Annotated in this window: 18 protein-coding genes and 1 pseudogene; 12 read left to right on the top strand and 7 right to left on the bottom strand. The window is 71.0% G+C overall.

Annotated features, from left to right (window positions below; genetic code table 11):
• Positions 1-2 precede the first annotated feature (2 nt).
• Positions 3-383 carry a phage holin family protein gene (locus ACWV17_RS03525; RefSeq protein WP_455358430.1) on the bottom strand — a complete coding sequence of 127 codons (381 nt, stop codon included), beginning with the start codon at positions 381-383 and terminating at the stop codon, positions 3-5.
• A gap of 115 nt (positions 384-498) precedes the next feature.
• Here ACWV17_RS03525 and ACWV17_RS03520 point away from each other — a divergent pair, with 115 nt between their 5' ends.
• Positions 499-816, top strand: coding sequence for a cupin domain-containing protein (locus ACWV17_RS03520; protein WP_455352993.1), 318 nt, complete (start codon positions 499-501; stop codon positions 814-816).
• A 123-nt stretch (positions 817-939) separates the two neighbouring features.
• On the top strand, positions 940-1,158 hold the full coding sequence (locus ACWV17_RS03515) for a DUF5326 family protein (RefSeq protein WP_455352994.1): 219 nt from the start codon (positions 940-942) through the stop codon (positions 1,156-1,158).
• Between the two features lies 1 nt (position 1,159).
• Here the strand turns inward: ACWV17_RS03515 and ACWV17_RS03510 are convergent, their stop codons facing one another.
• Complete coding sequence (locus ACWV17_RS03510) at positions 1,160-2,563, bottom strand: YibE/F family protein (RefSeq protein WP_455358552.1); 1,404 nt, start codon at positions 2,561-2,563, stop codon at positions 1,160-1,162.
• Between the two features lie 207 nt (positions 2,564-2,770).
• Between ACWV17_RS03510 and thiC the strand changes: the two genes are divergently transcribed.
• Together thiC and ACWV17_RS03500 are read left to right on the top strand one after the other, a co-directional pair.
• Positions 2,771-4,537, top strand: coding sequence for a phosphomethylpyrimidine synthase ThiC (gene thiC, locus ACWV17_RS03505; RefSeq protein ID WP_455358429.1), 1,767 nt, complete (start codon positions 2,771-2,773; stop codon positions 4,535-4,537).
• Positions 4,538-4,817: 280 nt separating this feature from the next.
• Positions 4,818-5,384, top strand: coding sequence for a hypothetical protein (locus ACWV17_RS03500; RefSeq protein ID WP_455358428.1), 567 nt, complete (start codon positions 4,818-4,820; stop codon positions 5,382-5,384).
• A gap of 88 nt (positions 5,385-5,472) precedes the next feature.
• On the opposite strand, the gene ACWV17_RS03495 is transcribed toward ACWV17_RS03500, so the two are convergent.
• From ACWV17_RS03495 to ACWV17_RS03485, 3 genes are all read right to left on the bottom strand, one after another.
• Entirely contained in the window at positions 5,473-6,297 is an 825-nt protein-coding gene (locus ACWV17_RS03495) for a hypothetical protein (protein ID WP_455358427.1), read from the bottom strand.
• 215 nt (positions 6,298-6,512) lie between these two features.
• Positions 6,513-7,586, bottom strand: coding sequence for a metallophosphoesterase (locus tag ACWV17_RS03490; protein ID WP_455358551.1), 1,074 nt, complete (start codon positions 7,584-7,586; stop codon positions 6,513-6,515).
• Between the two features lie 158 nt (positions 7,587-7,744).
• Complete coding sequence (locus tag ACWV17_RS03485; protein WP_455353001.1) at positions 7,745-8,857, bottom strand: LacI family DNA-binding transcriptional regulator; 1,113 nt, start codon at positions 8,855-8,857, stop codon at positions 7,745-7,747.
• Positions 8,858-9,220: 363 nt separating this feature from the next.
• On the opposite strand from ACWV17_RS03485, the gene hisC reads away from it, so the two are divergent.
• Positions 9,221-10,315: a histidinol-phosphate transaminase gene (gene hisC, locus ACWV17_RS03480; RefSeq protein ID WP_455353002.1), complete on the top strand. Its 1,095-nt coding sequence runs from the start codon at positions 9,221-9,223 to the stop codon at positions 10,313-10,315.
• 75 nt (positions 10,316-10,390) lie between these two features.
• On the opposite strand, the gene ACWV17_RS03475 is transcribed toward hisC, so the two are convergent.
• Positions 10,391-10,762 carry a cyclophilin-like fold protein gene (locus tag ACWV17_RS03475; RefSeq protein WP_455358426.1) on the bottom strand — a complete coding sequence of 124 codons (372 nt, stop codon included), beginning with the start codon at positions 10,760-10,762 and terminating at the stop codon, positions 10,391-10,393.
• A 188-nt stretch (positions 10,763-10,950) separates the two neighbouring features.
• Here ACWV17_RS03475 and ACWV17_RS03470 point away from each other — a divergent pair, with 188 nt between their 5' ends.
• The 4 genes and pseudogenes from ACWV17_RS03470 to ACWV17_RS03455 form a co-directional block, all read left to right on the top strand.
• Positions 10,951-12,459: a cytochrome ubiquinol oxidase subunit I gene (locus tag ACWV17_RS03470; protein ID WP_455358425.1), complete on the top strand. Its 1,509-nt coding sequence runs from the start codon at positions 10,951-10,953 to the stop codon at positions 12,457-12,459.
• A gap of 19 nt (positions 12,460-12,478) precedes the next feature.
• The gene (gene cydB / locus ACWV17_RS03465; RefSeq protein ID WP_455358424.1) at positions 12,479-13,480 is read left to right on the top strand and encodes a cytochrome d ubiquinol oxidase subunit II; all 1,002 of its coding nucleotides are present in this window, start codon (positions 12,479-12,481) and stop codon (positions 13,478-13,480) included.
• A 15-nt stretch (positions 13,481-13,495) separates the two neighbouring features.
• Complete coding sequence (gene cydD, locus ACWV17_RS03460; protein WP_455358423.1) at positions 13,496-17,008, top strand: thiol reductant ABC exporter subunit CydD; 3,513 nt, start codon at positions 13,496-13,498, stop codon at positions 17,006-17,008.
• A gap of 180 nt (positions 17,009-17,188) precedes the next feature.
• Positions 17,189-17,659 (top strand): annotated as a pseudogene (locus tag ACWV17_RS03455) (M23 family metallopeptidase); the annotation flags it as partial.
• A 47-nt stretch (positions 17,660-17,706) separates the two neighbouring features.
• On the opposite strand, the gene ACWV17_RS03450 reads toward ACWV17_RS03455, so the two are convergent.
• The gene (locus ACWV17_RS03450) at positions 17,707-18,609 is read right to left on the bottom strand and encodes a Cof-type HAD-IIB family hydrolase (protein WP_455358422.1); all 903 of its coding nucleotides are present in this window, start codon (positions 18,607-18,609) and stop codon (positions 17,707-17,709) included.
• A gap of 237 nt (positions 18,610-18,846) precedes the next feature.
• On the opposite strand from ACWV17_RS03450, the gene ACWV17_RS03445 reads away from it, so the two are divergent.
• The 3 genes from ACWV17_RS03445 (at position 18,847) to ACWV17_RS03435 (ending at position 25,091) form a co-directional block, all read left to right on the top strand.
• Positions 18,847-20,703 (top strand): HSP90 family protein, encoded by a 1,857-nt coding sequence (locus ACWV17_RS03445; RefSeq protein WP_455358421.1) that lies wholly within the window; start codon positions 18,847-18,849, stop codon positions 20,701-20,703.
• Positions 20,700-23,702: a tetratricopeptide repeat protein gene (locus tag ACWV17_RS03440; protein ID WP_455358420.1), complete on the top strand. Its 3,003-nt coding sequence runs from the start codon at positions 20,700-20,702 to the stop codon at positions 23,700-23,702. The genes ACWV17_RS03445 and ACWV17_RS03440 overlap by 4 nt, the downstream gene beginning before the upstream one ends.
• 477 nt (positions 23,703-24,179) lie before the next feature.
• On the top strand, positions 24,180-25,091 hold the full coding sequence (locus ACWV17_RS03435) for an LLM class flavin-dependent oxidoreductase (protein WP_455358419.1): 912 nt from the start codon (positions 24,180-24,182) through the stop codon (positions 25,089-25,091).
• Positions 25,092-25,171 lie beyond the last annotated feature (80 nt).

Raw genomic sequence — 25,171 nt, 5'->3', positions numbered from 1 at the left:
GTTCAGTCCCTGTCGTCGGGCAGCAGGATGTTCATCGCCCAGGAGACGATGCTGATGATGAGGCCGCCGAGTACGGCGGTCCAGAAGCCCTCGACATGGAAGCTGAGGTCAAGTTCGTCGGCGAGCCACGAGGTCAGCAGCAGCATGAGGGCGTTGACCACGAGGGTGATCAGTCCGAGCGTGAGGACGAACAGCGGCAGCGTGAGCAGCTTCACGACGGGCTTGACGATGAAGTTGACGAGGCCGAAGAGCAGTGCGACGAGGACCAGGGTGAGGGCCTTGCGGCCGGTGCTGTCGCCGGTGAGGGTGATGTCCTGGAACAGCCAGATGGCCACCGCCAGCGCCGCCGCGTTGGCGATCGTCTTGACTACGAAATTCTTCATGTGTCTGATCGTGGCAGACGTGATCGGCGCTGGACACCGGCGAAGCCGTGGAGTCAAGGCCGTGGAACACCGTGGAATCAACACCGTGGAATCAAGCGCAAGGGGCGGACGGGCGATGAAGGCATTCCGGCTGGACGAACTGGAGGCGGAGCGCGCCGCCAACGACGGGGCGTATCTGCAGTTCCTGCGGGAGCGGAACATGTCCGTCGGCCTGTACGCGCTGGACGCCGGCCAGAGCGACCCGCAGCAGCCGCACCGGCAGGACGAGGTGTACTTCGTCGTCAGCGGGCGCGCGTCGATCACGGTCGGGATGGAGACGACGCAGGTCGGGCGGGGCAGCGTCGTGTACGTGCCGGCCGGTGTGCCGCACAAGTTCCATCACATCAGCGAGGATCTGCGGGTGATGGTCGTCTTCTCTCCGCCCGAGAGCTGACCTCTGGTCCCCGGTCTCCCTAGGGGTCGGATCAGGGGAGACCAAGGGCTGCCGGCGCCCCGTCCGGTACCTCTTCGCGCCTAGCATCGAAAGCACAGACACTGGCGGAAAGAGGTAGGGACGATGGCCGTACGGGAGATTTTCGCGGGCATGCCGTGGTGGGTGAAGTGGATCGCGGTGCCGGTCATCGCCCTCGTCGTGTTCGGCGGCCTCATCACGAGCCTGCTCAGCTTTGTGTTCTGGCTGCTCTTCAAGGTCCTGCTGTTCGTGGCGCTGGTGGGTGGACTGGTCTTCGTCGTCAGGAAGTTCATGTCGACGTCGTCCTCACGCAGCGACTGGTGAGTCAGGCCTTGCGACGGCGTCCCCGGCCCCCGCGCTTCGGCGGGGCCGGCGGGGCTCCCGGCGAACCCGCGGCTCCCGCGGATCCCCCGGGCCCGGCTCCCGCGGCGGATGCGGGTCCGGACGCCGACGCGGCTGCCGGACGGTCGGCGGAGACCACGAGCGCCGCGAGCGCCGTCGTCACCGGCACCGAGGCCACCAGGCCGATCGAGCCGACGAGGGTCCGGACGATCTCCTCGGCGACCAGTTCGCTGTTGGCGACCGTCCCCACGCTGCTCTGGGCGATCGAGAAGAGCAGCAGCAGCGGCAGTGCCGCGCCCGCGTAGGCCAGTACGAGTGTGTTGACGACGGACGCGATGTGGTCCCGGCCGATCCGGATGCCGGCCCGGTACAGGGCGCGGGGGCCCATCGTCGGGTCGGCCTGGTGGAGTTCCCAGACCGCCGAGGTCTGAGTGACGGTCACGTCGTCCAGTACGCCGAGCGATCCGATGATGACGCTGGCCAGCAGCAGGCCGCTCATGTCGATGTCCGGGTAGAGGCCGTGGATCAGGCCGGTGTTGTCGTCCGTGTTGCCGGTCAGGCTGGCCCAGTCGATGAAGACCGACCCGAGCAGTCCGATCAGCAGCAGGGAGATCAGGGTGCCGAGGACGGCGACGGAGGTGCGCGCCGTCAGACCGTGGCACACGTAGAGCGCGATCAGCATGATGGCGCTCGATCCGACCACCGCGACGAGCAGCGGGTTCGAGCCCTGCAGGATCGCTGGGAGGATGAAGAGCGTCAGGATGGCGAAGCTCGCCGCGAGTGCGACGAGCGCGAACAGGCCGCGCAGCCGGCCGACGGCGACGACCGCGAGGGCGAAGATCCCCGCGAGCAGCGTCATCGGGAGCTTGCGGTTCACGTCGGTCACCGAGTACTGCAGGTCGCGGGGCGCGTCCGGCGCGTACGCGACCACCACGCCCTGTCCCTTCTCCAGCTGTCGCGGCGCGTCCGGCTGGACGATCTCGACGAAGGTGCGGCCCTTGTCCTCGCCGGTGGTCACCTCGATCGTCGCCTTGGCGCACTCCCCCTCCTGCGCCTGCTGCGCCTCGCGGCCCTCGGGCGTGGATGGGTCGCCGGTCGGCGGGACCTGTGAGGCGTTCACGTCCTTGCAGTCGACCTTCTGGACCGCGGTCACCGTGCCCTGCTGCGTCTGCCGGTCGAATCCGACGCCGGTGCGTTCGTGCGCGGGCGCGCCGCCCGGCCAGAGCACCACGAGGCCGACGAGGACGGCGGTGGCGAACGGGATCAGCACCGCGGCGATGACCTTGCGCAGATGCTGGGAGACGGGGGCGGCGGGACCGTGGGCGTGGGCGTGGCTGTGGGAGGGGCCGGGTGCGTGGCCGTGCGGTTCGTCCGGGGGCGGAGGCATGGAGGTCACCGACCGATCATCGCAAGAACAGAGGGGGCCCACTGTTCAGCACGCCAGAGATGACGCTAGCGTGGGGTCACCTTTGCACACGCGGGAGCTCGGAGCACCGGGCTGAGAGGGCGCTGATCACCGTACGCCGGTACGGGAAGAGGCTGCGTCGACCGCCGAACCTGTTACCGGGTAATGCCGGCGTAGGGAGTAGGTCTCATGACCATTCAGGATGCACGCACGCCTGCCGCCGAGTCGGCGGAGCGCAAGCCGGGCTGGCACAAGGGGTATGTCACGGGTTCGCGCCCGGACCTCCGCGTGCCGGTACGTCAGGTGCACCTCACCAACGGCAAGGACGTGACGCTGTACGACACGTCCGGGCCGTACACCGACCCGACGGTCGAAACCGATGTCCGGCGCGGCCTTCCGCCGCTGCGGGAGAACTGGATCATCGGCCGCGGCGACACCGAGGAGTACGCGGGCCGTCCGGTCCGTCCCGAGGACGACGGGATCAAGCACACGTCGCCGCGCGGGGGGCTCCGGAACCTGGACGCGGTCTTCCCCGGGCGTCCGCGCCAGCCGCGCCGGGGCCGAGACGGGCAGGCGGTGACGCAGCTCGCGTACGCGCGCCGGGGTGAGATCACTCCGGAGATGGAGTACGTCGCGATCCGCGAGAACGTTTCTCCCGAGGTGGTTCGGGAGGAGATCGCGGCCGGCCGGGCTGTTCTGCCGGCCAACGTGAACCACCCGGAGATCGAGCCGATGATCATCGGCAAGCGGTTCCTGGTGAAGGTCAACGCCAATATCGGCAACTCGGCCGTCACCTCCTCCATCGAGGAGGAGGTGGAGAAGATGACGTGGGCCACCAAGTGGGGCGCGGACACCGTCATGGACCTCTCCACCGGCCGCAACATCCACACCACCCGCGAGTGGGTGCTGCGCAACTCCCCGGTGCCCATCGGCACGGTGCCGCTCTACCAGGCGCTGGAGAAGGTCGACGGCAAGGCCGAGGAGCTGACCTGGGAGATCTACAAGGACACGGTCATCGAGCAGGCCGAGCAGGGTGTCGACTACATGACGGTCCACGCCGGTGTGCTTCTGCGGTACGTGCCGCTGACCGCGCGCCGCAAGACGGGCATCGTCTCCCGCGGCGGCTCGATCATGGCGGCCTGGTGCCTGGCGCACCACAAGGAATCGTTCCTGTACGAGAACTTCGAGGAGCTCTGCGAGATCCTCGCCGCGTACGACGTGACCTACTCGCTCGGTGACGGCCTGCGTCCCGGCTCGATCGCGGACGCCAACGACGAGGCGCAGTTCGCGGAGCTGCGCACCCTCGGCGAGCTCAACACCATCGCCAAGCGGCACAACGTGCAGACGATGATCGAGGGCCCGGGCCATGTCCCGATGCACAAGATCAAGGAGAACATCGACCTCCAGCAGGAGATCTGTGAGGAGGCCCCCTTCTACACCCTGGGCCCCCTGACCACCGATGTCGCCCCGGCGTACGACCACATCACCTCGGGCATCGGGGCCGCGATGATCGCCTGGTGGGGTACGGCGATGCTCTGCTACGTCACGCCCAAGGAGCACCTGGGCCTGCCGGACCGTGACGACGTGAAGACCGGCGTCATCACGTACAAGATCGCGGCGCACGCGGCGGACCTGGCCAAGGGTCACCCGGGAGCGCAGGAGTGGGACGACGCGCTGTCCGACGCGCGTTTCGAGTTCCGGTGGGAGGACCAGTTCAACCTGGCTCTGGACCCGGACACGGCCCGCGAGTTCCACGACGAGACGCTGCCCGCCGAGCCGGCGAAGACCGCGCACTTCTGCTCGATGTGCGGCCCGAAGTTCTGCTCGATGAAGATCTCCCAGGACATCCGGCGTCAGCACGGAGGTACGCAGGAGGAGATCGAGGCCGGGATGGCGGAGAAGTCGGCGGAGTTCGCGGCGGCGGGCCGCCGCGTGTACCTGCCGCTGGCCGACTGACGCTGTTGCAACTGACGCTGTTGCACCTGTCCGGGCGAGCCTGTTGGGCCAATATGTTGATCTTCCGGGTGGCATGAAGCAGGTGCGCCTGTGATCCGAATCCGCGGGGGGAAGCTCTGAACGCTTCGGAGCTTCCCTTCGGAGCACCACTCGATTCGGTTTCAAGGAGCGACGTATGAGTCCTGAGTGCAGGACGAAGACGGCACTGGGCCCTCTTTCCGGACTGGGAAGGCGGACGGTCGGCGGCGCCATGGTGTCGCTGGCCCTCGTGCTTGGGGGTATGGCTAGCCCCGCGATGGCCGCGGCACAGGGCGTTGAGAAGAACACGGACCCGAGCGTCACCACCGCACCGGACGGACATCGGGGTGAGGACGGGGACGAGTGCAAGGACAAGCCGGGCAAGCCGAAGGACAGGAAGTGCAAGGAACGTCCTCCCGTGCCTCCCGGCCAGTGCTTCGACATCGACGCCATCAGGCGACAGGCCAGCCGTGAGCAGAAGGCCGCCCTCGTCGACGGGACCGCGTACGTGGGTATCCGGGACCTCCGGAGTCAGATCACGCCGTTCGTCTGGCAGGACCTCACCGATCCGGCGATCCACCCCGGCTATCCCCCGCGCGCGTGTGCCATCTCCATCGCCGAGCACAACAACCTTGTCTCGGTTGAGGTGCTGACCTTGGACGGGGAGGTGTACGAGACCCGGTGTGAGGTGGATCCGTCCGGCGGCAACCAGGATCCGGGCGTCAACTTCGCACTTGACTGCGTCGGTACGCCGACCGACGACATCGGTCCCTGGTTCCAGCTGACGTCGCCCGAGGACAGCATGCTGAAGGCCGGCAAGCGCTCCTGATCCCGTTCTTCGGGAACGTGCTGAATCTCTGTGCCGTGTCCGGCTCTGGCCGGGCACGGCACACGGCGTTTTCCGTCCGCCCGCGCGGTCAGTCCGGCTGGTGGTCCGGGCCACCGAAGTCCGGGCTCGTGAAGTCCGGGCTGCTGTAGCTCGGGCGCCCGGCCGCGGGGCCGCCGTCCGGGCCCGGGCTGGTGAAGTCCGGGCGGCTGTACCCCAGGTTCGGGATACGGCCCACCGGGCGGCGCGGTGCGGACGCGGCCGGGTCGGCGCTGGGGTCCGCCAGCGCGTCGCGCAGGAACGGCAGGATGCCACGCTCGAGCAGGGCATGCCGCCAGGCCTCCCGCGCCCGGGAGACCTCGTCGGGCAGCTCGTCCCCTTCGTTCGCGGCCACTTCCGTCGCGCTGTTGCGCAGCGCGGTGAGCAGCAGGCCGACCGCGGCGACGAGGATCGCCGCGGCCGTGAGGCCGCCGAAGAGCCAGCCCGTGGTGATCATGGTGTCCGCGAACGCGGGCTCGGGGGTGAGCATCTTGAGGACGTAACCCACGAGCAGGAAGATCAGCGCGGCGGTGCCGGCCAGGAAGGGCGCGAGGACAGCGGCGATCGCGCTGAGGCCGGCGCCGGTGGCCCCCTCCTCCGTACTGATGCCGGTGTCGAAGGTCAGTCCGCCGCGGACCGCGAGCGGATCGCGGAGCTCCTCGCGGACCTTCACGAAGTAGTCGTACTCGGCGGCGGCCGCCGAGGTGAGAAGCGCGCTTGCGTTCAGCGCCATCGTGCGCAGTTGTTCGGCGTTGAGCCGCTCGCCGATGGCGGACAGATCAGGACGTTCCTGCGCGGTGCGCAGCGCCTCGTCGAGGATCCGCTCGAATTCGGGACGGTCCTCGGTCAGCAGGTGCGGAGCGCTGGTCATGTGCATCCCCCGATGCTCCGTAGGGCCGGTTTGCCCGCGTAGACGGGGCAATCGGCGGAAACGGAGGAGAGCCTGCTACGGATAAGGCCGATGGTAGAACGGCTACAGCACGAGGTGACAGGGCCTTTCCGGAAATTGGCCGCACGGGCTGGGCCGTGGCCGGCCGATCTCCCCGAATCGGCCCCTACCCCGTCGGCCGTCGATTACTCGTCGTCAATTGCTCATGCACCGAGAGGGAGTTGGACGACGAGGAGTTTGCCCGCCATCGTCACTCCGCCGTCCATCGCGATGGCCAGCCCGTCCGCGTACACGTGCGGTCCCTCGACGGCCGGGGCTCCGCCGTCCTCGCCGTCCTCCGAGCCGACTTCGCCGAGGAGATACGGGATGGGGCTGTGGCCGTGGACGATGCGCTGCCCGCCGTACGTACCGAGCAGGTCCCGGACCGCCTGGGGGCCCGCGTCGTCACGGAACGCGAAGCGCTTGGTGAACTTCCGGAAAAGGTCCCAGCACTCGTTGGCGTCGTTGCGGGTGAGGACGTCGTGGACGGTGTCGTTGACGGCCTCGATCGAGTCGCCGTAGTCGAGGTAGGCGGTCGTGTCGGAGTGCATCAGCAGGTGCCCGTCCTCCTCGACGACCGCGTCGAGGCGGGCCATCCACTGGAGGTGCACGTCCTGGAGGCGTTCCATGTCGGTGCGCTGGCCGCCGTTGAGCAGCCAGGCGGCCTGGAAGGTGGCGGTGCCGGCGCCGGAGTTGACCGGGGTGTCCCCGAACCTCTTGGCGCCGATCAGCAGGAGTTCGTGATTGCCCATCAGGGCCTTGCAGTAGCCGCCGGCTGCCGCGGCCTCGGCGGACAGCCGCATGACGAGGTCGATGACGCCGATGCCGTCGGGGCCGCGGTCGGTGAAGTCGCCGAGGAACCAGAGCCGGGCGGTGCCGGCGGACCAGTGGCCGTCGGCGTCGATGAGGCCCTGGGCGTGGAGTTCGGTCACGAGTTCGTCGAGGTAGCCGTGTACGTCACCGACGACGTACAGCGGGCCGGGACCGTCCTCGGCGGCGGGCGCACCGGCCGGTGCGGGGTCCACCTGGACCTGCACGGTGTCGCCCGGGCCGCCGGGTCCGGCGGAGCCGCGGCCGATGACCGGGAGATCGCGCTGCGTCGGGGTGTAGCCGTCCGGTTCGTCGGCGGCGTACGGAACCTGCTCGGCGGTGTACGGCGGAACGCGGAAGTCCCGCAATGTCGCCGTCCGCAGTACGGGTCCCTGACCGGCCCCCTGTGTCATCGACCCCTCCACCACCGTAGCGCCGCCGTACACCGTCGGACCGTCCTGGTCGTGGGGGTCCATGGTGTCGTGCGCCCATCATAGGAATGCGGCTCGTGCTGTGTGACGCACCAGGGGTGGTGAATCGGAGCAGGCAACGAGGTTCGCCGGGTGTTTCTCCCGAATTGGGTGGTTCAGTCCTGGGACGGTGAGCGCGGCGCGCTGACCGTCGTGCGGGGCGGGCGGCGCTGCGACGAGGTACGGATGATGAGTTCGGTCGGTATCACCTGCTCGATGGGCCGGCCGCCGTCGCTGCCCTCGATGGCGTCGATGAGGAGCTGGACGACGGCGGTACCGATGCGTCGCGGCTTGAGCGAGAGGGTCGTGATGGGCGGTTCGGTGTTGGCGTACACGGTGGACTCGCTGCAGCAGACCAGCAGCAGGTCGTCGGGTACGCGTAAGCCGTACCGCCGCGCGGCGGCGAGCAGGTCGGTGCCGTTGGGGTCGAAGAGTCCGTACACGGCGTCGGGCCGGTCGGGCCGGGCCAGCAGCCGGTCGGCGGCGACGGCGCCGGCGCACGGGTCGTGGGCGGGGTAGGACTCGTACACCGGGTCCTGGCCCACGCGGTCGCACCAGTTGAGGTACGCGGTGGTGGAGAGCCGGGTGTACGTGTCGGTGGTGGTGCCGGTGAGCAGGCCGATCCGGCGGGCGCCGGCGTCGGCCAGGTGGTCGAGCAGTCCGAGGACGGCGGCCTCGTGGTCGTTGTCGACCCAGGCGGTGACGGGGAGGGAGCCTGCCGGGCGTCCGTCGGAGACGACGGGCAGGCCCTGTCGTACCAGCTCGGAGACGACCGGGTCGTGGTCGGAGGGGTCGATGACGACGGTGCCGTCGAGCGCGACGTTCGACCAGACGTCGTGCCGGGAGGTGGCGGGGAGGATGACGAGGGCATAGCCGCGGGCGAGCGCGGCGGAGGTGGCGGCTCTGGCCATCTCGGCGAAGTACGCGAACTCGGTGAAGGTGAAAGGTTCATCCCCGTATGTCGTCACGGTCAGGCCGATGAGGCCCGACTTGCCGGTACGGAGCGTGCGGGCCGCCGCGGATGGGCGGTAGCCCAGCCGCTCTGCGACCTCGCGGACGTGGCGGCGGGTGGCGTCCGGGAGCCGGCCCTTGCCGTTGAGCGCGTCGGAGACGGTCGTGATGGAGACACCGGCTGCGGCGGCCACGTCCCTGATGCCCGCCCGCCCTTGCCGGCTGCCCCGCCGGGGTGTGTCCGTCCGGCTCACCTGGTGCTTCCCTGCTGCTGTCATGGCGAGCCGATAGTAGGGCTCGGGCGGGTGGTTGGTCCGCGTGCATATGCACCCGTCGACAGGCACGTTTCTGCAAGGTTCGCCACCCCCAAATACCTTTGAAACCAAGGTAGTTGAGGAGCTTAGCGTCGATCAGGCATCCATCGGCCGGTGCGGGCCTGGCGAGGAGCCGATGTCTCGAAGCGGTCTCAACTCACCTTCACGAGGGACGCGCGCCACGGCGCGGGCCACCGGCGCGCGGCGAAGGGCGGGCGCCCCCTTGCTGTCCGGCCCCTTTCTGTCCGCCGCCCATTCGCACCGGAGCGGAATCCTCATAAGGTGAGGAGTATTGAGTTGCACGGGAACGGTCGAGGAGGACCTGCGGTGAGCGAGAAGAGCCCGAGGCTGCGCGCCGAGCTGGACGGCATCCCCACGTACAAGCCGGGGCGGTCCGCAGCAGCGGCCGGTGCCGCGGCCGGCGGGCCGGTGGCGTACAAGCTGTCCTCGAACGAGAACCCGTACCCGCCGCTGCCCGGTGTGCTGGAGACCGCGATCGCCGCGGCCGGGAACTTCAACCGGTATCCGGACATGGCCTGCACGGGGCTGATGAACGAGCTGGCCGAGCGGTTCGGGGTGCCCGCTTCGCATCTGGCGACCGGCACCGGCTCGGTCGGTGTCGCGCAGTCGTTGCTGCAGTCGACGTCCGGCCCGGGGGACGAGGTCATCTACGCCTGGCGGTCGTTCGAGGCGTACCCGATCATCACGCAGATCTCGGGCGCGACAGCGGTGCCGGTCCCCCTGACGGCCGGCGACGTGCACGACCTGGACGCCATGGCGGACGCGATCACCGACCGGACGCGGCTGATCTTCGTCTGCAACCCGAACAACCCGACCGGCACGGTGGTGCACAGGGCTGAGCTGGAGCGCTTCCTGGACCGGGTGCCGTCCGATGTGCTGGTCGTTCTGGACGAGGCGTACCGGGAGTTCATCCGGGACGCCGACGTCCCCGACGGCATCGAGATCTACCGGCACCGGCCGAACGTGGCGGTGCTGCGCACGTTCTCCAAGGCGTACGGGCTGGCCGGCCTGCGGGTCGGTTTCGCCGTCGCACACGAGCCGGTCGCCGCCGCGCTGCGCAAGACCGCGGTCCCCTTCGGTGTCAGCCAGCTCGCTCAGGACGCGGCGGTGGCCTCGCTGCAGGCGGAGGACGAACTGCTCGGCCGGGTCGGTTCGCTGGTCTGTGAGCGCAACCGGGTCTACGAGACGCTGGTCAAGCAGGGCTGGACCGTGCCCGAGACGCAGGCGAACTTCGTCTGGATGCGGCTGGGGGAGCGTACGACCGACTTCGCCGCGGCCTGCGAGCGGGCCGGGGTGGTGGTCCGGCCGTTCGCGGGCGAGGGCCTGCGGGTCACGATCGGTGAGACCGAGGCCAATGACCTGTTCCTGCACACGGCCGAGGCCTTCCGGCAGGAGCTGTAGTTCTCACGAGCTTCTCACGAGTTCTCAGGGCCGGGGTACGGCAGGCGCCGCCGGCCGGCGGTACGCACCGCCGGCCTACGGCACGAGTTCCACCCGGATCGGGTCGCCGTCGCGGACGGTGGCCAGCAGGCGCGGGTCGCCGTCGAGCCGGCCGAGGAGGTTGCACGGGCTCGCGAGGCGGCATTCGTCGCCTCGCGAGATCGGTGTGGGCCCATAGGGCAGGGCGAGCGCGTCACCGTCGGTCCAGAAGGCGACCGTGCCCGGATCCACCACCTGTTGCGCGTCCGGTTCGAGGGCGGCGCTCAGGCGGGTGTCGAAGTAGACCTCCTCTCCCCAGGTGTGGGCGGAGGAGGTGAGCGGCAGGGCCTCGCTGAGGGCCTTACTCGTCGGGGTTTCGTCGAGGGTGGCCGTGAGGTGTCCGGCGGGCCAGGAGATTCGGATCTTCATGCGCTGAATTCAACAATATGTTGAAGAAATCTGGAAGGGCCACCCCCGGTAGAAGGTACGGATTTCGTATGAGCCATAATGCTTGTGAATGTGAACGCGTTCACAAGCGCGTCCTGGTTTGACCCGCGATGTGAGGGATCTACGGGGCAGACGGCCGCTGTGACAACGGAGAAGTAAGGAGAGACGACGTGGACCTCGCTCTCGCGCCAGAGACTCTCGCGCGCTGGCAGTTCGGTATCACCACCGTCTACCACTTCCTGTTCGTGCCTCTGACGATCTCTCTTGCCGCGCTGACCGCCGGCTTGCAGACCGCCTGGGTGCGGACGGAGAACGAGAAGTACCTCAGGGCCACGAAGTTCTGGGGAAAGCTCTTCCTGATCAATATCGCCATGGGCGTGGTCACCGGCATCGTGCAGGAGTTCCAGTTCGGCATGAACTGGTCGGACTACTCGCGCTTCGTCGGTGACGTCTTCGGCGCCCCGCTGGCGTTCGAAGCGCTGATCGCCTTCTTCTTCGAGTCCACGTTCATCGGACTGTGGATCTTCGGCTGGGACAAGCTGCCGAAGAAGATCCACCTCGGATGCATGTGGATGGTCTCGATCGGCACCGTGCTCTCGGCGTACTTCATCCTGGCCGCCAACTCCTGGATGCAGCACCCGGTCGGCTACCGGATCAACGAGGAGCGCGGGCGGGCCGAGCTCACCGACTTCTGGCTCGTGCTCACCCAGAACACGGCGGTCACCCAGTTCTTCCACACCATGACGGCCGCTTTCCTGGTCGGCGGTGCGTTCATGACCGGCATCTCCGCCTTCCACCTGGCGCGCAAGAAGCACATCCCGGTGATGCGGATGTCGCTGCGCGTCGGTCTGGTGACCGTCGTGATCTCCGGAGCGCTCACCGCCGTCAGCGGTGACCTGCTCGCCAAGGTCATGTTCAAGCAGCAGCCGATGAAGATGGCCGCCGCCGAGGCGCTGTGGGACGGCGAGGCGCCCGCGCCCTTCTCGATCTTCGCGTACGGAGACGTCGACGCGGGCCACAACAAGGTCGCCGTCGAGATCCCGGGCCTGCTGTCCTTCCTGGCCAACGGCGACTTCACCTCGCACGTCCCCGGCATCAACGACGTCAACAAGGCCGAACAGGAGAAGTTCGGGCCCGGCGACTACCGGCCCAACATCCCGGTCGCGTACTGGGGCTTCCGCTGGATGATCGGCTTCGGCATGGCGTCCTTCAGCCTCGGGCTGCTCGGCCTCTGGCTCACCCGCCGGAAGTTCCTGCTGCCACCAAGGCTGCGCACCTGCGACGACGAGGTGCCTCATCTGGTGCTCTTCAGGAACAAGGCCCTCAGCCCCAGGTTCACCCGGTGGTACTGGATCGTCGCGCTCTGGACGATGGCCTTCCCGCTGATCGCCAACTCCTGGGGCTGGATCTTCACCGAGATGGGCCGGCAGCCCTGGGTCGTCTACGGCGTGCTGCGCACCCGCGACGCGGTCTCCCCCGGTGTCTCCCAGGGCGAGGTGATCATCTCGATGACCGTCTTCACCCTCCTCTACGCGGTGCTCGCCGTGATCGAGGTCAGGCTGCTGGTGAAGTACGTCAAGGCCGGACCGCCCGAGCTCACCGAGTCCGATCTCAACCCGCCCACCCGGATCGGCGGTCACGACACAGACGCCGACCGGCCGATGGCCTTCTCGTACTGAGCCGCTGAGGAGCTGAAGTATGGAACTCCACGACGTCTGGTTCGTGCTCATAGCCGTGCTCTGGACCGGCTACTTCTTCCTCGAGGGCTTTGACTTCGGGATCGGGGTGCTGACCAAGCTGCTGGCCCGTGACCGCAAGGAGCGGCGGGTCCTCATCAACACCATCGGGCCGGTCTGGGACGGCAACGAGGTCTGGCTGCTCAGCGCCGGCGGTGCGACCTTCGCCGCCTTCCCCGAGTGGTACGCCACGCTCTTCTCCGGCTTCTACCTGCCGCTGCTGCTGATCCTGGTCTGTCTGATCGTGCGCGGAGTCGCCTTCGAGTACCGCGCGAAGCGGCCGGAGGAGAAGTGGCAGACCAACTGGGAGCACGCGATCTTCTGGACCTCGCTGCTGCCCGCGCTGCTGTGGGGTGTGGCCTTCGGCAACATCGTGCGCGGTGTGAAGATCGACGCCGAGATGGAGTACGTCGGCACTCTCGGAGACCTGGTCAACGTCTATTCGGTCCTCGGCGGGCTGGTCACGCTGACGCTCTTCACCTTCCACGGTGCGGTGTTCAGCGCGCTCAAGACGGTCGGCGACATCCGGGACCGGTCGCGGCAGCTCGCGACCCGGCTCGGTGGGCTGACGGCCGTGCTGGCGCTGGTCTTCCTGGTCTGGACCCAGGTCTCCCACGGTGACGGCAAGAGCTTCGTCGCCATGGTCGTCGCGGTTCTCGCCCTTGTGGTGGCGCTGGGGTTCAACAGGGTGGGGCGAGAAGGCTGGGCGTTCGCGCTGTCCGGGGTCACCATCGCGGCGGCGGTCGCGATGCTGTTCCTGACCCTGTTCCCGAACGTCATGCCGTCCTCGCTGAACGAGGAGTGGAATCTCACCGTGACCAACGCCTCGTCCAGTCCGTACACCTTGAAGATCATGACCTGGTGCGCGGCGATCGCCACGCCGATCGTGCTGCTGTACCAGGGATGGACCTACTGGGTGTTCCGCAAGCGGATCGGCACGCAGCACATCGCCGATGCGCACTAGTGGGGGATGTTTCACGTGAAACCGATCGACCCGCGCCTGCTCCGTTATGCCCGCTCCACCCGTCACTTCCTGGTGGCGGTGGTGGTCCTCGGGCTTGCCGGGGCGGGCCTGGTCGTGGCCCAGGCGATGCTCATCGCCGAGGTGGTGGTGGGCGCGTTCCAGCGCGAGCTGGGCGGGTCCGAGCTGCTGACTCCGCTGCTGCTGCTCGCCGCTGTCGCGCTGGGGCGCGGGCTGGTGGCCTGGCTGACCGAACTCGCCGCCCACCGGGCGAGCGCGGCGGTGAAATCCGAGCTGCGGGGGCGGCTGCTGGACCGCGCCACCGAGCTGGGGCCCGGCTGGCTCAGCGGACAGCGGACCGGATCGCTCGTCGCGCTCGCGACGCGTGGGGTCGACGCCCTCGACGACTACTTCGCACGCTATCTGCCGCAGCTGGGGCTCGCGGTGGTGGTGCCGGTCGCGGTTCTCGCCAGGATCGTCACCGAGGACTGGGTCTCGGCCGCTGTCATCGTGGTCACCCTGCCGCTGATCCCGCTCTTCATGATCCTTATCGGATGGGCCACCCAGGCCCGGATGGACCGGCAGTGGCGGTTGTTGTCCCGGCTGTCCGGTCACTTCCTGGACGTCGTCGCGGGGCTGCCCACGCTGAAGGTGTTCGGTCGCGCCAAGGCGCAGGCCGAGTCGATCCGCGCCATCACCGACGACTACCGCCGGGCGACCCTGCGGACCCTGCGGATCGCCTTCCTGTCGTCCTTCGCTCTGGAACTGCTGTCCACCCTTTCCGTCGCGCTGGTCGCCGTGGGCATCGGTATGCGGCTCGTCCACGGGGACCTCGACCTCTATACGGGTCTGGTGATCCTGGTCCTGGCGCCGGAGGCCTATCTGCCGCTGCGTCAGGTCGGGGCGCAGTACCACGCGGCGGCCGAGGGGCTCGCGGCGGCGCAGGAGATCTTCTCCGTGCTGGAGACCGAGCCGCTGCGGGTGGCGGGAACGGCCGCCGTGCCGGCGGGCGCGCTGCACGTCGAGGACGTCATGGTCCGCCACCCCGGGCGCACCGAACCCTCGCTGCCGGCGGTGTCGTTGTCGGTCGAACCGGGCGAGACGGTGGCGATCGTCGGCCCGAGCGGCGCCGGTAAGTCCACGCTGCTGAACGTGCTGCTCGGTTTCGTGCCGCCGACGCAGGGGCGGGTGAGGGTCGGGGACACCGACCTCGCCTCGCTCTCGCCCGAGCGGTGGCGGGAGCAGATCGCCTGGGTACCGCAGCGGCCGCACCTGTTCGCGGGGACGATCGCCGAGAACGTACGGCTGGCGCGCCCGGACGCCGACGACGCGGCGGTGCGGGCGGCCCTGCGGGAGTCGGGTGCGTACGACTTCGTCGAGGCCCTCCCGCAGGGCGTGCACACGCCGCTCGGCGAGGGCGGTACCGGTCTGTCCGCCGGCCAGCGCCAACGGCTGGCCCTGGCCCGGGCGTTCCTGGCCGACCGGCCGTTGCTGCTGCTCGACGAGCCGACGGCGAACCTGGACGGTGAGACGGAGGCGGCCGTCGTGGAGGCGGTGGGCAGACTCTCCGCGGGCCGTACGGTCCTGCTGGTCGTGCACCGCCCGGCGCTGCTGGCGGTGGCCGACCGCGTGGTGCGGCTGGCTCCCGCCCTCGCCCCCGCGGAGGACCACGGCGGCGCCACGGCGCTGCGTACTCCGGAGGGGGCTCAGGTCACCGCGGACGCCGCGTACGAACCGGACGGCCCGCAGGCCGGCGGCGACAGCCGTACGGCACGGGATCCGCTCGCGCGGGTACGGCGGGACGCCGGCGCCCTGCGGGGGCGGTTCGGGCTCGCGCTGCTGCTCGGGAGCCTCGCACTCGGATCGGCCGTGGGGCTCATGGCCGTCTCCGGATGGCTGATCTCACGCGCGTCCGAACAGCCGCCGGTGCTCTATCTGATGGTGGCCGTCACGGCGACCCGCGCGTTCGGCATCGGGCGGGCCGTGTTCCGTTACGCCGAGCGTCTGGTCTCGCACGACGCGGTCCTCCGGATGCTGGCCGGTCTGCGGGTGAGCGTGTACCGGCGCCTGGAGCGGGTCGCCCCGGCCGGACTGCGGCAGGCCCGGCGCGGGGATCTGCTGTCCCGGCTGGTCTCCGATGTGGACGCGCTGCAGGACTACTGGCTGCGGTGGCTGCTGCCGGTCGGTACGGCGGTGCTGGTGGGCGCCGGCTCGGTCGGGTTCACCGCGTGGCTGCTTCCCGAGGCGGGCGCGGTGCTCGCGGCCGGACTGCTCGTCGCGGGCGTGGGCGTGCCCGCGCTCAGCGGTGCGGGCGCCCGGCGGGCGGAGCGTCAGCTCGCCCCCGCCCGCGGCCGGCTGGCCACCCGGGTGGCGGATCTGCTCTCCGGGACGGCCGAGCTGACGGTCGCGGGCGCGCTGGAAGGGCGCAAGGCCCAGGCGCGGGAGACGGACACAGAGCTCACGCGCATCGCCTCGCGGAGCGCCGCGGCGACCGCGCTGGGCGGCGGGCTGTCCGCGCTGGCCTGCGGCCTGACCGTGGTGTGTGCGGCGCTCGTCGGCGTGCTCGCGGTGTACGACGGGCGGCTTCCCGGGGTGCAGCTGGCGGTGCTGGTGCTGACCCCGCTGGCCGCGTTCGAGGCGGTCAGCGGCCTGCCGCTCGCCGTCCAGTACCGCCGGCGCGTCAAGCGCAGTGCCGAGCGGGTGTACGAGGTGCTGGACGCTCCCGTGCCGGTGACCGAGCCCCGCGTGCCCGCCCGGAGCCCCGGGTCTCCCTTCCCGCTGAAGGTGAGCGGGCTGTCGGCCCGGTACCCGGAGCAGGAGAGCGACGCGCTCAGCGGTTTCGATCTGACCCTTCGGGCGGGGCGGCGGGTCGCCGTCGTCGGCGCCTCCGGTTCCGGCAAGACGACGCTTGCCCAGGTGCTGCTGCGGTTCCTGGACGCGCGGGAGGGGACGTACACCCTCGGCGGAACGGATGCGTACGCGCTGCACGGTGACGCGGTGCGCAGGCTCGTCGGGCTCTGTGCCCAGGACGCGCACCTGTTCGACAGCTCGGTGCGGGAGAACCTGCGGATGGCCCGCCCCGGCGCCTCGGAGGAGGAGCTGCGGGCGGCTCTCGCCGCGGCCCGGCTGCTGGAGTGGGCCGACGGGCTGCCCGACGGGCTCGACACCCTGGTCGGTGAGCACGGGGAGCGGATCTCCGGCGGCCAGCGGCAGCGGCTCGCGCTCGCCCGGGCGCTGCTGGCCGACTTTCCCGTACTCGTGCTGGACGAGCCGGCCGAGCATCTCGACCTGGAGACGGCGGACGCTCTCACGGCGGATCTGCTCACCGCCACCGAGGGGCGTACGACCCTGCTCATCACCCACCGGCTGCAGGGACTGGACGCGGTCGACGAGGTGATCGTGCTGGCCGCGGGCCGGGTGGTGCAGCGCGGTCCGTACGCCGAACTGGCGGCGGCCGAAGGGCCGCTGCGCCGCATGCTGGAGCGTGAGCGGGAGACCGGGGCCGTGGCCGCACGGACCGTCTCCGGGTAGCCGGGTAGCCGGGTAGGCCAGACAGCCGTAGCAAGGCTGTTGATACGACACATCGCGTCGGGGATGGGAAACGATCCGTGCATGCGACGTGGACCCCTTGGCCTGCCTCTTGTGCCGGTGCTGTGCGTGTGCCTCGGGCTCGCGGTGTCCGCCGGTACGGCCGGCGGAGGTGGCGACCAGACGGAGCCGGCCGGCGGATGCGCGGGGGTGGTGCGGCTGAACCAGCCCGGCGGGTGGGCCGGCGGGCACGGCTGGGTCGCGCCCGTGGAGGCGTACGAGCTGTCCGCTTCCTTCGGCAGTGCGGGACCCCATTGGGTGGGCCGGCACACGGGGCAGGACTTCGCCGTGCCGTTCGGCACGCCGGTGCGGACGGTGGGTGACGGGCGGGTCGTGCGGGTTTCGTGCGGCGGTGCCTTCGGCACCGAGATCGTGGTCGCGCACGCCAATGGCTACTACTCGCAGTACGCGCACCTGGCCTCGGTCGCGGTAGACCGGGGGCAGCGGGTGCGCGCCGGCCAGTGGATCGGCCGGGCGGGCTCCACGGGCAACTCGACCGCGCCGCACCTCCACTTCGAGATGCGGCGCACCCCCCACCACGGGTCGGGGGTCGACCCGGCGCGCTGGCTGCGCGAGCGCGGGACGCGGATCTGACGGGTGGCCGGCGAGCGGGAGGGGAAGTGCCGCCTGGATGCGCGGGCCTACCGGGTGGCGTCGCGGAGCTCGGCGAGAATGCGCTCGATCACGACGGCGACGCCGTCCTCGTTGTTGGCCACGGTGTGTCCGGAGGCGGCGGCCACCACGTCCGGATGGGCGTTGCCCATCGCGTACGACGTGCCGGCCCAGCTCAGCATCTCCAGGTCGTTGGGCATGTCCCCGAACGCCACGACCTCTTCCGGCGCGATGCCGCGCTCGGCGCAGCACAGTTCGAGGGTGCTGGCCTTGGAGACGCCGGGCCCGCTGATCTCCAGCAGGGCGGTGGGGCTGGAGCGGGTGATGGACCCGAGGTCGCCCGCCGCGGCACGGCCGAGGGCGAGGAAGGCGTCCGGGGTGAGCTCGGGGTGGTGGGCGAGCAGCTTGAGCACCGGGGCACCGGAGCCGGCAGGCTCCTCGTGCAGCAGTTTCTCGGCGGTGGCGATGGTGGCGACCGGGTCCAGGTAGAAGGGCGGGTAAGCGGGCTCGTAGTGGATGCCGGTGGTCAGTTCGACGGCGAAGGTGGTGCCGGGGGCAGCGGCGCGCAGCGCGTGCACGACGGCGAGGGCTCGGGCCCGCTCCAGCGGGCGGACCTCGATGATCCGGCCGCCCGCGTGCAGGTCGACGACGGCCGCGCCGTTGGCGCAGATCGCCAGGCCGTGGCCGTGCACATGGGCGCTGACGACGTCCATCCAGCGGGCGGGGCGCCCGGTGACGAAGAAGACCTCGATCCCGGCCTCCTCGGCGGCGGCGAGGGCGGCGATCGTGCGGTCCGAAACCGATTTGTCGTCGCGCAGCAGGGTGCCGTCGAGGTCGGTGGCGATCAGCCGGGGGCCGGTGGGGTTCTTGGGAACTGAGGTCACAGATCCATCTTCGCGTACCGGGGCGCACGAGCGTGCGCGAGGGCGCACATCTGAGAGCACGCGCTCAGGGCCGGGCGGTGCGGCCCCAGGGGCCGAATCCCGCTGTCCATTGTCAGTGCCGGGTCCTACGATGAACATCAACTCCGACCCCCTGGACTTGCGGGCGCGCCTCAGCACGTCATGACCGGGGCCGGGCCCTATCGCGATTCGTGAGGGGGGGACCCCGCGATCGCCCGACCCGCGCGTGCGGCCCGCGAGTGGCCGCACCGGCGCACCCCTGTGCCCATGAATCCTGTGAATTCCGTACCCTCCGCATCCTCGGCCCCCGCCATCAGCACCTTCCAGGTCGATCTGCGCGGTCTGGTCGACCTCCTCTCCCACCACCTCTACTCCAGCCCCCGCGTCTACATCCGCGAACTCCTGCAGAACGCGGTCGACGCGACCACCGCCCGACTCGCCCTCACCCCGGACGCGCCGGTGCGGATCCGGCTCGCCGCCACCGGCTCCACGGTCACGATCGAGGACACCGGCATCGGCCTGACCGCCGACGAGGTGCACACCCTGCTGGCGACGATCGGACGCAGCTCCAAGCGCGACGGCCTGGAGAACGCCCGGCAGGAATTCCTCGGCCAGTTCGGCATCGGCCTGCTCGCCTGCTTCGTCGTGGCCCGCGAGATCCGGGTCGTCTCCCGTTCGGCGAGAACGCCCGGTGAGCCGCCCGTCGAATGGCTGGCCACCGACGACGGCTCGTACACCGTGCGTACGCTCCCCGACGAGGACCGCCCCGAACCCGGCACCACCGTGTACCTGACGGCCCGTCCGGGTGCCGAGGAGTGGACCGTCCCCCGGCGCGTCGAGGAACTCGCCCAGGACTTCGGTTCCCTGCTCCCCCACGAGGTGACGTTCACCGGACCGGACGGCGTCGCCCGCCCGGTGACCGACCGCCCCGCCGTCTGGGACCGGCCGTACCCGACGCCCACCGCCCGCCGGGTGGCCCTCGCCGGGCACTGCGCCAAGGTGTTCGGCTTCACCCCGCTCGACTCCGTCGACCTCGACCTGCCGGTCGCCGGGGTACGCGGCGTGGCGTACGTCCTGCCGGCCGCCACCAGCCCGGCCCACCGCTCCACCCACCGCGTCTATCTCAAGGGCATGCTGCTCACCGACCGGGCGGACAACCTGCTGCCCGACTGGGCGTTCTTCGTCCGCGTCGTCCTCGACACGGACACGCTGCGCCCCACGGCCTCCCGGGAGAACCTGTACGACGACGAGACGCTCGCGGCGGTGCGCGAGGCGCTCGGCGCCCGGATCAGGGAGTGGCTCGCCGAGCTCGCCGCCGGCGACCCGGACCGGCTCGCGTCCTTCCTCACCGTCCACCACCTGGGTGTGAAGTCCCTGGCCCGGCACGACCCCGCGCTGCTCGAACTGATGCTGCCCTGGCTGCCGTTCGAGACCAGCGACGGCCGGCTCACCCTCGACGAGCTCATCCACGCCCACTCGGAGATCCACTACACGCGTACGGTCGAGGAGTTCCGCCAGGTCTCCCCGATCGCGGCGGCGCACGGCCTCGGCGTCGTCAACGGCGGCTACACGTACGACGCCGACCTCGTCCAACTGCTCCCGCAGATCAGGCCCCGCGTCACCGTCAGCGAACTCGACGCCGGATCGGTCACCGCCCACCTCGACCCGGTCGACCGGGAACAGGAGCTGGCCCTCGCCGGTTTCCTGGCCACCGCGCGTACCCGGCTCGACCCGCTCGGCTGTGATGTGGCGCTGCGCTCCTTCCAGCCGGTCACCGTGCCCGCGCTGCACCTCGACGACCGCGAGGCACGGCACGAGCGCGACCGGGCGGCGGCAGAGGAGAACGCGGACGACCTGTGGAGCGACATCCTCGGCGCGCTGCGCGGCAGCGCGCCGCGCGCACGGCTGGTCCTGAACCACAACAACCCGCTGGTGCGCCGGGTCGCCGGCATCGCCGACCCCGAACTCGCGGGCACGGCAGTGGAGTCGCTGTACGGGCAGGCCCTGCTGATGGCGCAGCGGCCGCTGCGCCCGGCCGACTCCTCGCTCATCAACCGGGCGTTCCTCGGGCTTCTGGAATGGGCCACCCACACCACCACGACGGACCCGCAGGAGCAGCAGTGACCGCCCCCACGCCGCAGGACATCCAGCAGGCCATCTGGGAGAACTTCAACGCCCCCAACGGTCTCCCGCGCAACGCCCGGGCGGAGGAGCTCGTCGCCGCCGCGGAGCGGACCGGTGACCGCGATCTGGTGCGCCAGGCGCTCTTCGGGCTCGTCAAGGCGTACGAGTACAGCAGCGAGCGGGGCAAGCTCGCCGTGCCGTTCGCCCGGCTCATGCAGGAGTGGGACCGGGATCCGTCCGCCTTCGACGGCCACGACACTTACCGGTTCCACTGGTACTTCAAGTGGGTCACCTCCGGCATGCTGACGCTGCCGCAGATACCGCTTGCCTCCATGGAGCGCTGGCTGGTCGAAATGGAGCGCCGCTACCGTATCGCCGGCTACAGCGAACGTGCCGTGCGGCAGGCCGAGTTCGATCTGGCCGACGAGACCGGTGACACCGAGCGCGCCGCCCGCGCGTTCGCCGCATGGACAGCGGCGGAGCGCGACCAGATGGCCAACTGCCACGCCTGCGAGACCAATGACCAGGGCCACTACTGGGCGCGGCAGGGCCAGGACGCCAAGGCGCTGAAGGTGTGGAAGCCGGTCCTGGACGGGCGGCTCACCTGCGCCGAGGAGCCGCACCGCACGCTTGCCAAGGCGCTGATCCCGCTGGTGCGCACCGGCCGGGCCGACGAGGCCAGGGCCCACCATCTGCGGGGCTACCGACTGGCCCGCGGTGACGACAGCCTGCTGCCGACCATCGGCCTGCACATCGAGTTCTGCGCACTGACGGGCAACGAGGGCCGAGGCCTCGAACTCCTCGCCGAGCATGCCGCCCATCTCGCCCACGAGGGCAACCCGTCGGCGCGGCTGGAACTGTTCACCGGCGCGCTGGTGCTGCTGCGCCGGCTCACCGGGCTCGGCCACGGGGACCGGCCCGCCCTGACGTACGGCGGCCGCGCGCGTACGGTCGCCGAGCTGCACGACGTCCTGGCCGCGGAGGCGAACGCCATCGCAGCCGCGTTCGACGCGCGCAACGGCAGCAGCGTGGTCTCCGGCCGGTTCGCCGAACGGCTGGCCGCCGAGCCGTTGCTCGCCGAGCTGCCGCTCGGGGTGCGGGCCGTACGGTTCTCCCCGGCGCCGGCCGCGACCGGAGCCGGGGCCGAGGTTGGGGCATCCTCCGCCGCCTTGGCGGAGCGGGACGCCGATGTGCCGGCCCTGGCCGCCGAGGCCCGCCGGCTGCGTACGGCCGGCCACCCCGGCGTGGGCGCCGCGTGGGCCCGGGTCCGCGCGGCGCTTGCCGGCCGGGGGGAGAGGCCGGACGGCGGGCTCGCCACCGAGCTGCTGGAGGACGACGCGCTGAACGCCGCTCGGGCCGGAGCCGACGGGGCGCGCGAGCTGCTGGAACAGGTGGCGGCGGCCTACCGGGAGGCCGGGGAGCACAGCAGGGCGGCGCTCAACGCCGTACGCCTCGTCTACGCCGCCGTGCAGACCGACGCGGACCCGGCGGAAATACGGGAGCTGGCCGATGCCGCGGAGCGGGAGGCGGCGGCACTCGCCCCGGACGATCCGACGCGGGCCCGGCGCGTCGCGCACGTTGCTCTGACCCGCGTCAGGCTGACCGCGTATCTGGACCATCCGACCCACGGCCGGGACGAGGGGCCGGGAGGCGGGAACTCCGGTGGTGAGCAGCGGGTGGTGGCAGCGCTGGACGCCTTCATCGCCGATGCCTCCGCCGCCCCGCCCGCCGACGGTCTGGGCGACCTGGTCGCCGACGCCGAGGCGATGGCGGCGCAGTTCGCCTGGCAGGCGCGGGACTGGGAGCGTGCGGAGACGCTTCTCTCCTCGGCCGCCGCGCGCAGCCTGGGCGCCGGACGGCCCTGGGACGCAGTCGAACCGCTGACCCGGCTGGCCCGACTGCTGTTGATGCTCGGCCGGGCCGGGGACGCCGAGGAGCCGGCCCGCGCCGCCGTCACGCACTGCGCCGAGGTCGTCGAGGCCCACGAGCTGGGTTCGGTCCGGCTGGCCCTGGCCGAGGCGCTGTACCAGCAGGACGGCAAGGAGGCGGAGGCGGCCGAGTACGCCCTGGAAGCCGCGCACTGGTTCGACGCGGCAGATGAGAGCGCCGGGGCGGGGGCCTATGCCCGGCTGGTCCTGGCCAGGGCGTATCTGGAGACCGGCCGGAAGGAGGAGGCGGCCGAGATCCTGGAGTCCGCGCTGCCCGATCTCGTGGAGCACGGCGCGGAGCAGGCGGTGCAGGCCCGCGATGTGCTGGCCCGCAGCCTGCGGGAGCTCGGCGACCACCGGGCCGCTGCCGAGCAGTATCTGCTCGCGGCCGAGGTGACCCGGGACTGGGAGTACCCGCACGCGCAGGCAAGACTGGCGGCCCTGGCCGGTGAGTGCCTCGCGGCGGCGGGCCTGCGGGATCAGGCCGCGGCGGCGTACGGGCGGTCGGTCGAGCTGTGGCGTGCGGCGGGGGAGCCCGTCCCCCTGGTACGGGTGCTGCGCGCGCTGGCGTGGCTGCGGGTCGACAGCGACGAGACGGACCCGGTGAAGGCGGTCGCTGCCGCGCGGGACCTGATGGGTCAGGCGGTGCAGGTGCTGGAGGCCGGGGATCCGGCGGATCCGCAGCTGCTGCTGGAACGTGGACGCACCTGGTCGCAGCTGGCGGAGCTGCTGACCGACCACTTCTACGACGACGAGGAGGACGAGCGCGACGAGGAGGACGCGCAGGACGCGCGGGTTCGTCCCGGCGAGGAAGAGGCCGCCCGGATCCGCCAGGAGGCGCTGGAACTCTGGGAGCGGGCCGTCGAGGCGTTCACCGCATGCGGGGCGGAGGCGTTGCGGGAGCGCGCGCAGACCGTCTGCCGTGCGGCCTGGCTGGAGAGGGACCTCGGCCGCCCCGAGGCCGGCGCAGCCCGGTTGAGGGCGCTGATCGACGAGCTGAGCGATCAGGACGCGGACGAGGCGCGGGGGCTGCTGCGCAGCCTGGAACAAGACCTGAACCACCTCACCTGACGCCCGGGCGGGCCCCAGGGCCGTTCCCCGGCCCTGGGGGCCCGGCGCCGGCGCCGGCCCCGGCCCCGCCTGGTCCCGGCCTCCGGTGCCGCCCTGGTCCCGGCCCTGGTCCCGGTCCCGGTCCCCGGCCCCGGTCCTGGTCCTGGTCCCGGTCCCGGCCCCCCGCCCAGGCCCTGGGATCTGGGGCCCGGTCCCGGCCCCGCCTGGTCCCGGCTCCGGTGCCGCCCTGGTCCCGGCCTTCGGCCCCAGGGCCCGGCCCTTGGGGCCTCGCGCCCGCCGCGTCTGGTTCCGGCCGGCCGGTTCCGGCCCTGGTTCCGGCCGCTCCGGCCCGGGGCCCCGCCGGCCGTCTGTTTCCGGCCCCGTCCGGGCCGGAAACAGGGCCGGGCGGCCGGGGCCCGGCTCGGCGCGCGGCGGTGAGGCTCGGCGGCCGCCTGGGGCGGACCGTCGAGTGGGGCAGAGGCGGCGCGCGGGCGCCGTATGGTCGTACGTATGCGTCTGAGTACCGTCATCCTTCCCGTACGCCGCTGGCACGACGGCGGCCGTGAGCAGTGGCAGCGAGCCGAGCAGCTCGGTTTCCACACCGCGTACACCTACGACCACCTGTCCTGGCGGACCTTCCGTGACGGCCCGTGGTTCGGCGCCGTGCCCACGCTCACGGCGGCGGCCGCGGTCACTGACCGGCTGCGTCTGGGCACCCTGGTCACCTCGCCCAACTTCCGGCACCCGGTGACCCTCGCCAGGGAACTGATCACGCTGGACGACGTCTCGGGCGGGCGTATCACCCTCGGCATCGGCGCCGGCGGCAACGGCTTCGACGCGACGACGCTGCTCAAGATCGGCCAGCAGCCGTGGACCCCGCGCGAGCGGGCGGACCACTTCGCCGAATTCGTGCCGCTGCTCGACCGGCTGCTCACCGAGCCCGTCGTCACGCACGACGGCACTCACTACTCGGCCACCGAAGCCCACAACATCCCGGGCTGCGTACAGCGCCCGCGTCTCCCCTTCGCCGTCGCCGCGACCGGGCCGCGCGGACTCAAGCTCGCCGCACGGCACGGACAGGCCTGGGTGACCACCGGCGACCCGAAGCTCTCCGAGACGGGCACGCCCGAGCAGTCGCTGGAGGCCATCCGCGGGCAGATCGCGAAGCTGGGCGCGGCGTGTGCGGAGACCGGCCGGGACGCGGGTGAACTGGACAAGATTCTGCTCACCGGTTTCACCCCGGACCGCCCGCTGGACTCCTTCGACGCCTTCGTCGACTTCGCCGGCCGCCACTTCGCCCTCGGCATCACCGAGATCGTCCTGCACGCCCCGATCCCGGACACCGTCTTCGCGGCGGATGTGAAGGTCTTCGAGCGCATCGCGATGGAGGGGCTCGCCCAGCTCGGCTAGGGGCGCTGGCGAGTGACGGGTGGACGGGCCGTGAACGCCGGTCAACGGCACAGGCGCCGGGCAGATGATCAGCGCGCGAA

Source organism: Streptomyces mabaensis (genome assembly GCF_053763515.1).
This window is presented reverse-complemented; position numbering and strand designations above follow the sequence as displayed.

What these genes read in the sequence shown, in the direction of transcription:
- ACWV17_RS03525 (WP_455358430.1), bottom strand. Translation starts at nt 383, where the DNA reads ATGAAGAATTTCGTAGTCAAGACGATCGCCAACGCGGCGGCGCTGGCG.
- ACWV17_RS03520 (WP_455352993.1), top strand. Translation starts at nt 499, where the DNA reads ATGAAGGCATTCCGGCTGGACGAACTGGAGGCGGAGCGCGCCGCCAAC.
- ACWV17_RS03515 (WP_455352994.1), top strand. Translation starts at nt 940, where the DNA reads ATGGCCGTACGGGAGATTTTCGCGGGCATGCCGTGGTGGGTGAAGTGG.
- ACWV17_RS03510 (WP_455358552.1), bottom strand. Translation starts at nt 2,563, where the DNA reads ATGCCTCCGCCCCCGGACGAACCGCACGGCCACGCACCCGGCCCCTCC.
- thiC (WP_455358429.1), top strand. Translation starts at nt 2,771, where the DNA reads ATGACCATTCAGGATGCACGCACGCCTGCCGCCGAGTCGGCGGAGCGC.
- ACWV17_RS03500 (WP_455358428.1), top strand. Translation starts at nt 4,818, where the DNA reads ATGGCTAGCCCCGCGATGGCCGCGGCACAGGGCGTTGAGAAGAACACG.
- ACWV17_RS03495 (WP_455358427.1), bottom strand. Translation starts at nt 6,297, where the DNA reads ATGCACATGACCAGCGCTCCGCACCTGCTGACCGAGGACCGTCCCGAA.
- ACWV17_RS03485 (WP_455353001.1), bottom strand. Translation starts at nt 8,857, where the DNA reads ATGACAGCAGCAGGGAAGCACCAGGTGAGCCGGACGGACACACCCCGG.
- ACWV17_RS03475 (WP_455358426.1), bottom strand. Translation starts at nt 10,762, where the DNA reads ATGAAGATCCGAATCTCCTGGCCCGCCGGACACCTCACGGCCACCCTC.
- cydB (WP_455358424.1), top strand. Translation starts at nt 12,479, where the DNA reads ATGGAACTCCACGACGTCTGGTTCGTGCTCATAGCCGTGCTCTGGACC.
- ACWV17_RS03445 (WP_455358421.1), top strand. Translation starts at nt 18,847, where the DNA reads ATGAATCCTGTGAATTCCGTACCCTCCGCATCCTCGGCCCCCGCCATC.
- ACWV17_RS03435 (WP_455358419.1), top strand. Translation starts at nt 24,180, where the DNA reads ATGGTCGTACGTATGCGTCTGAGTACCGTCATCCTTCCCGTACGCCGC.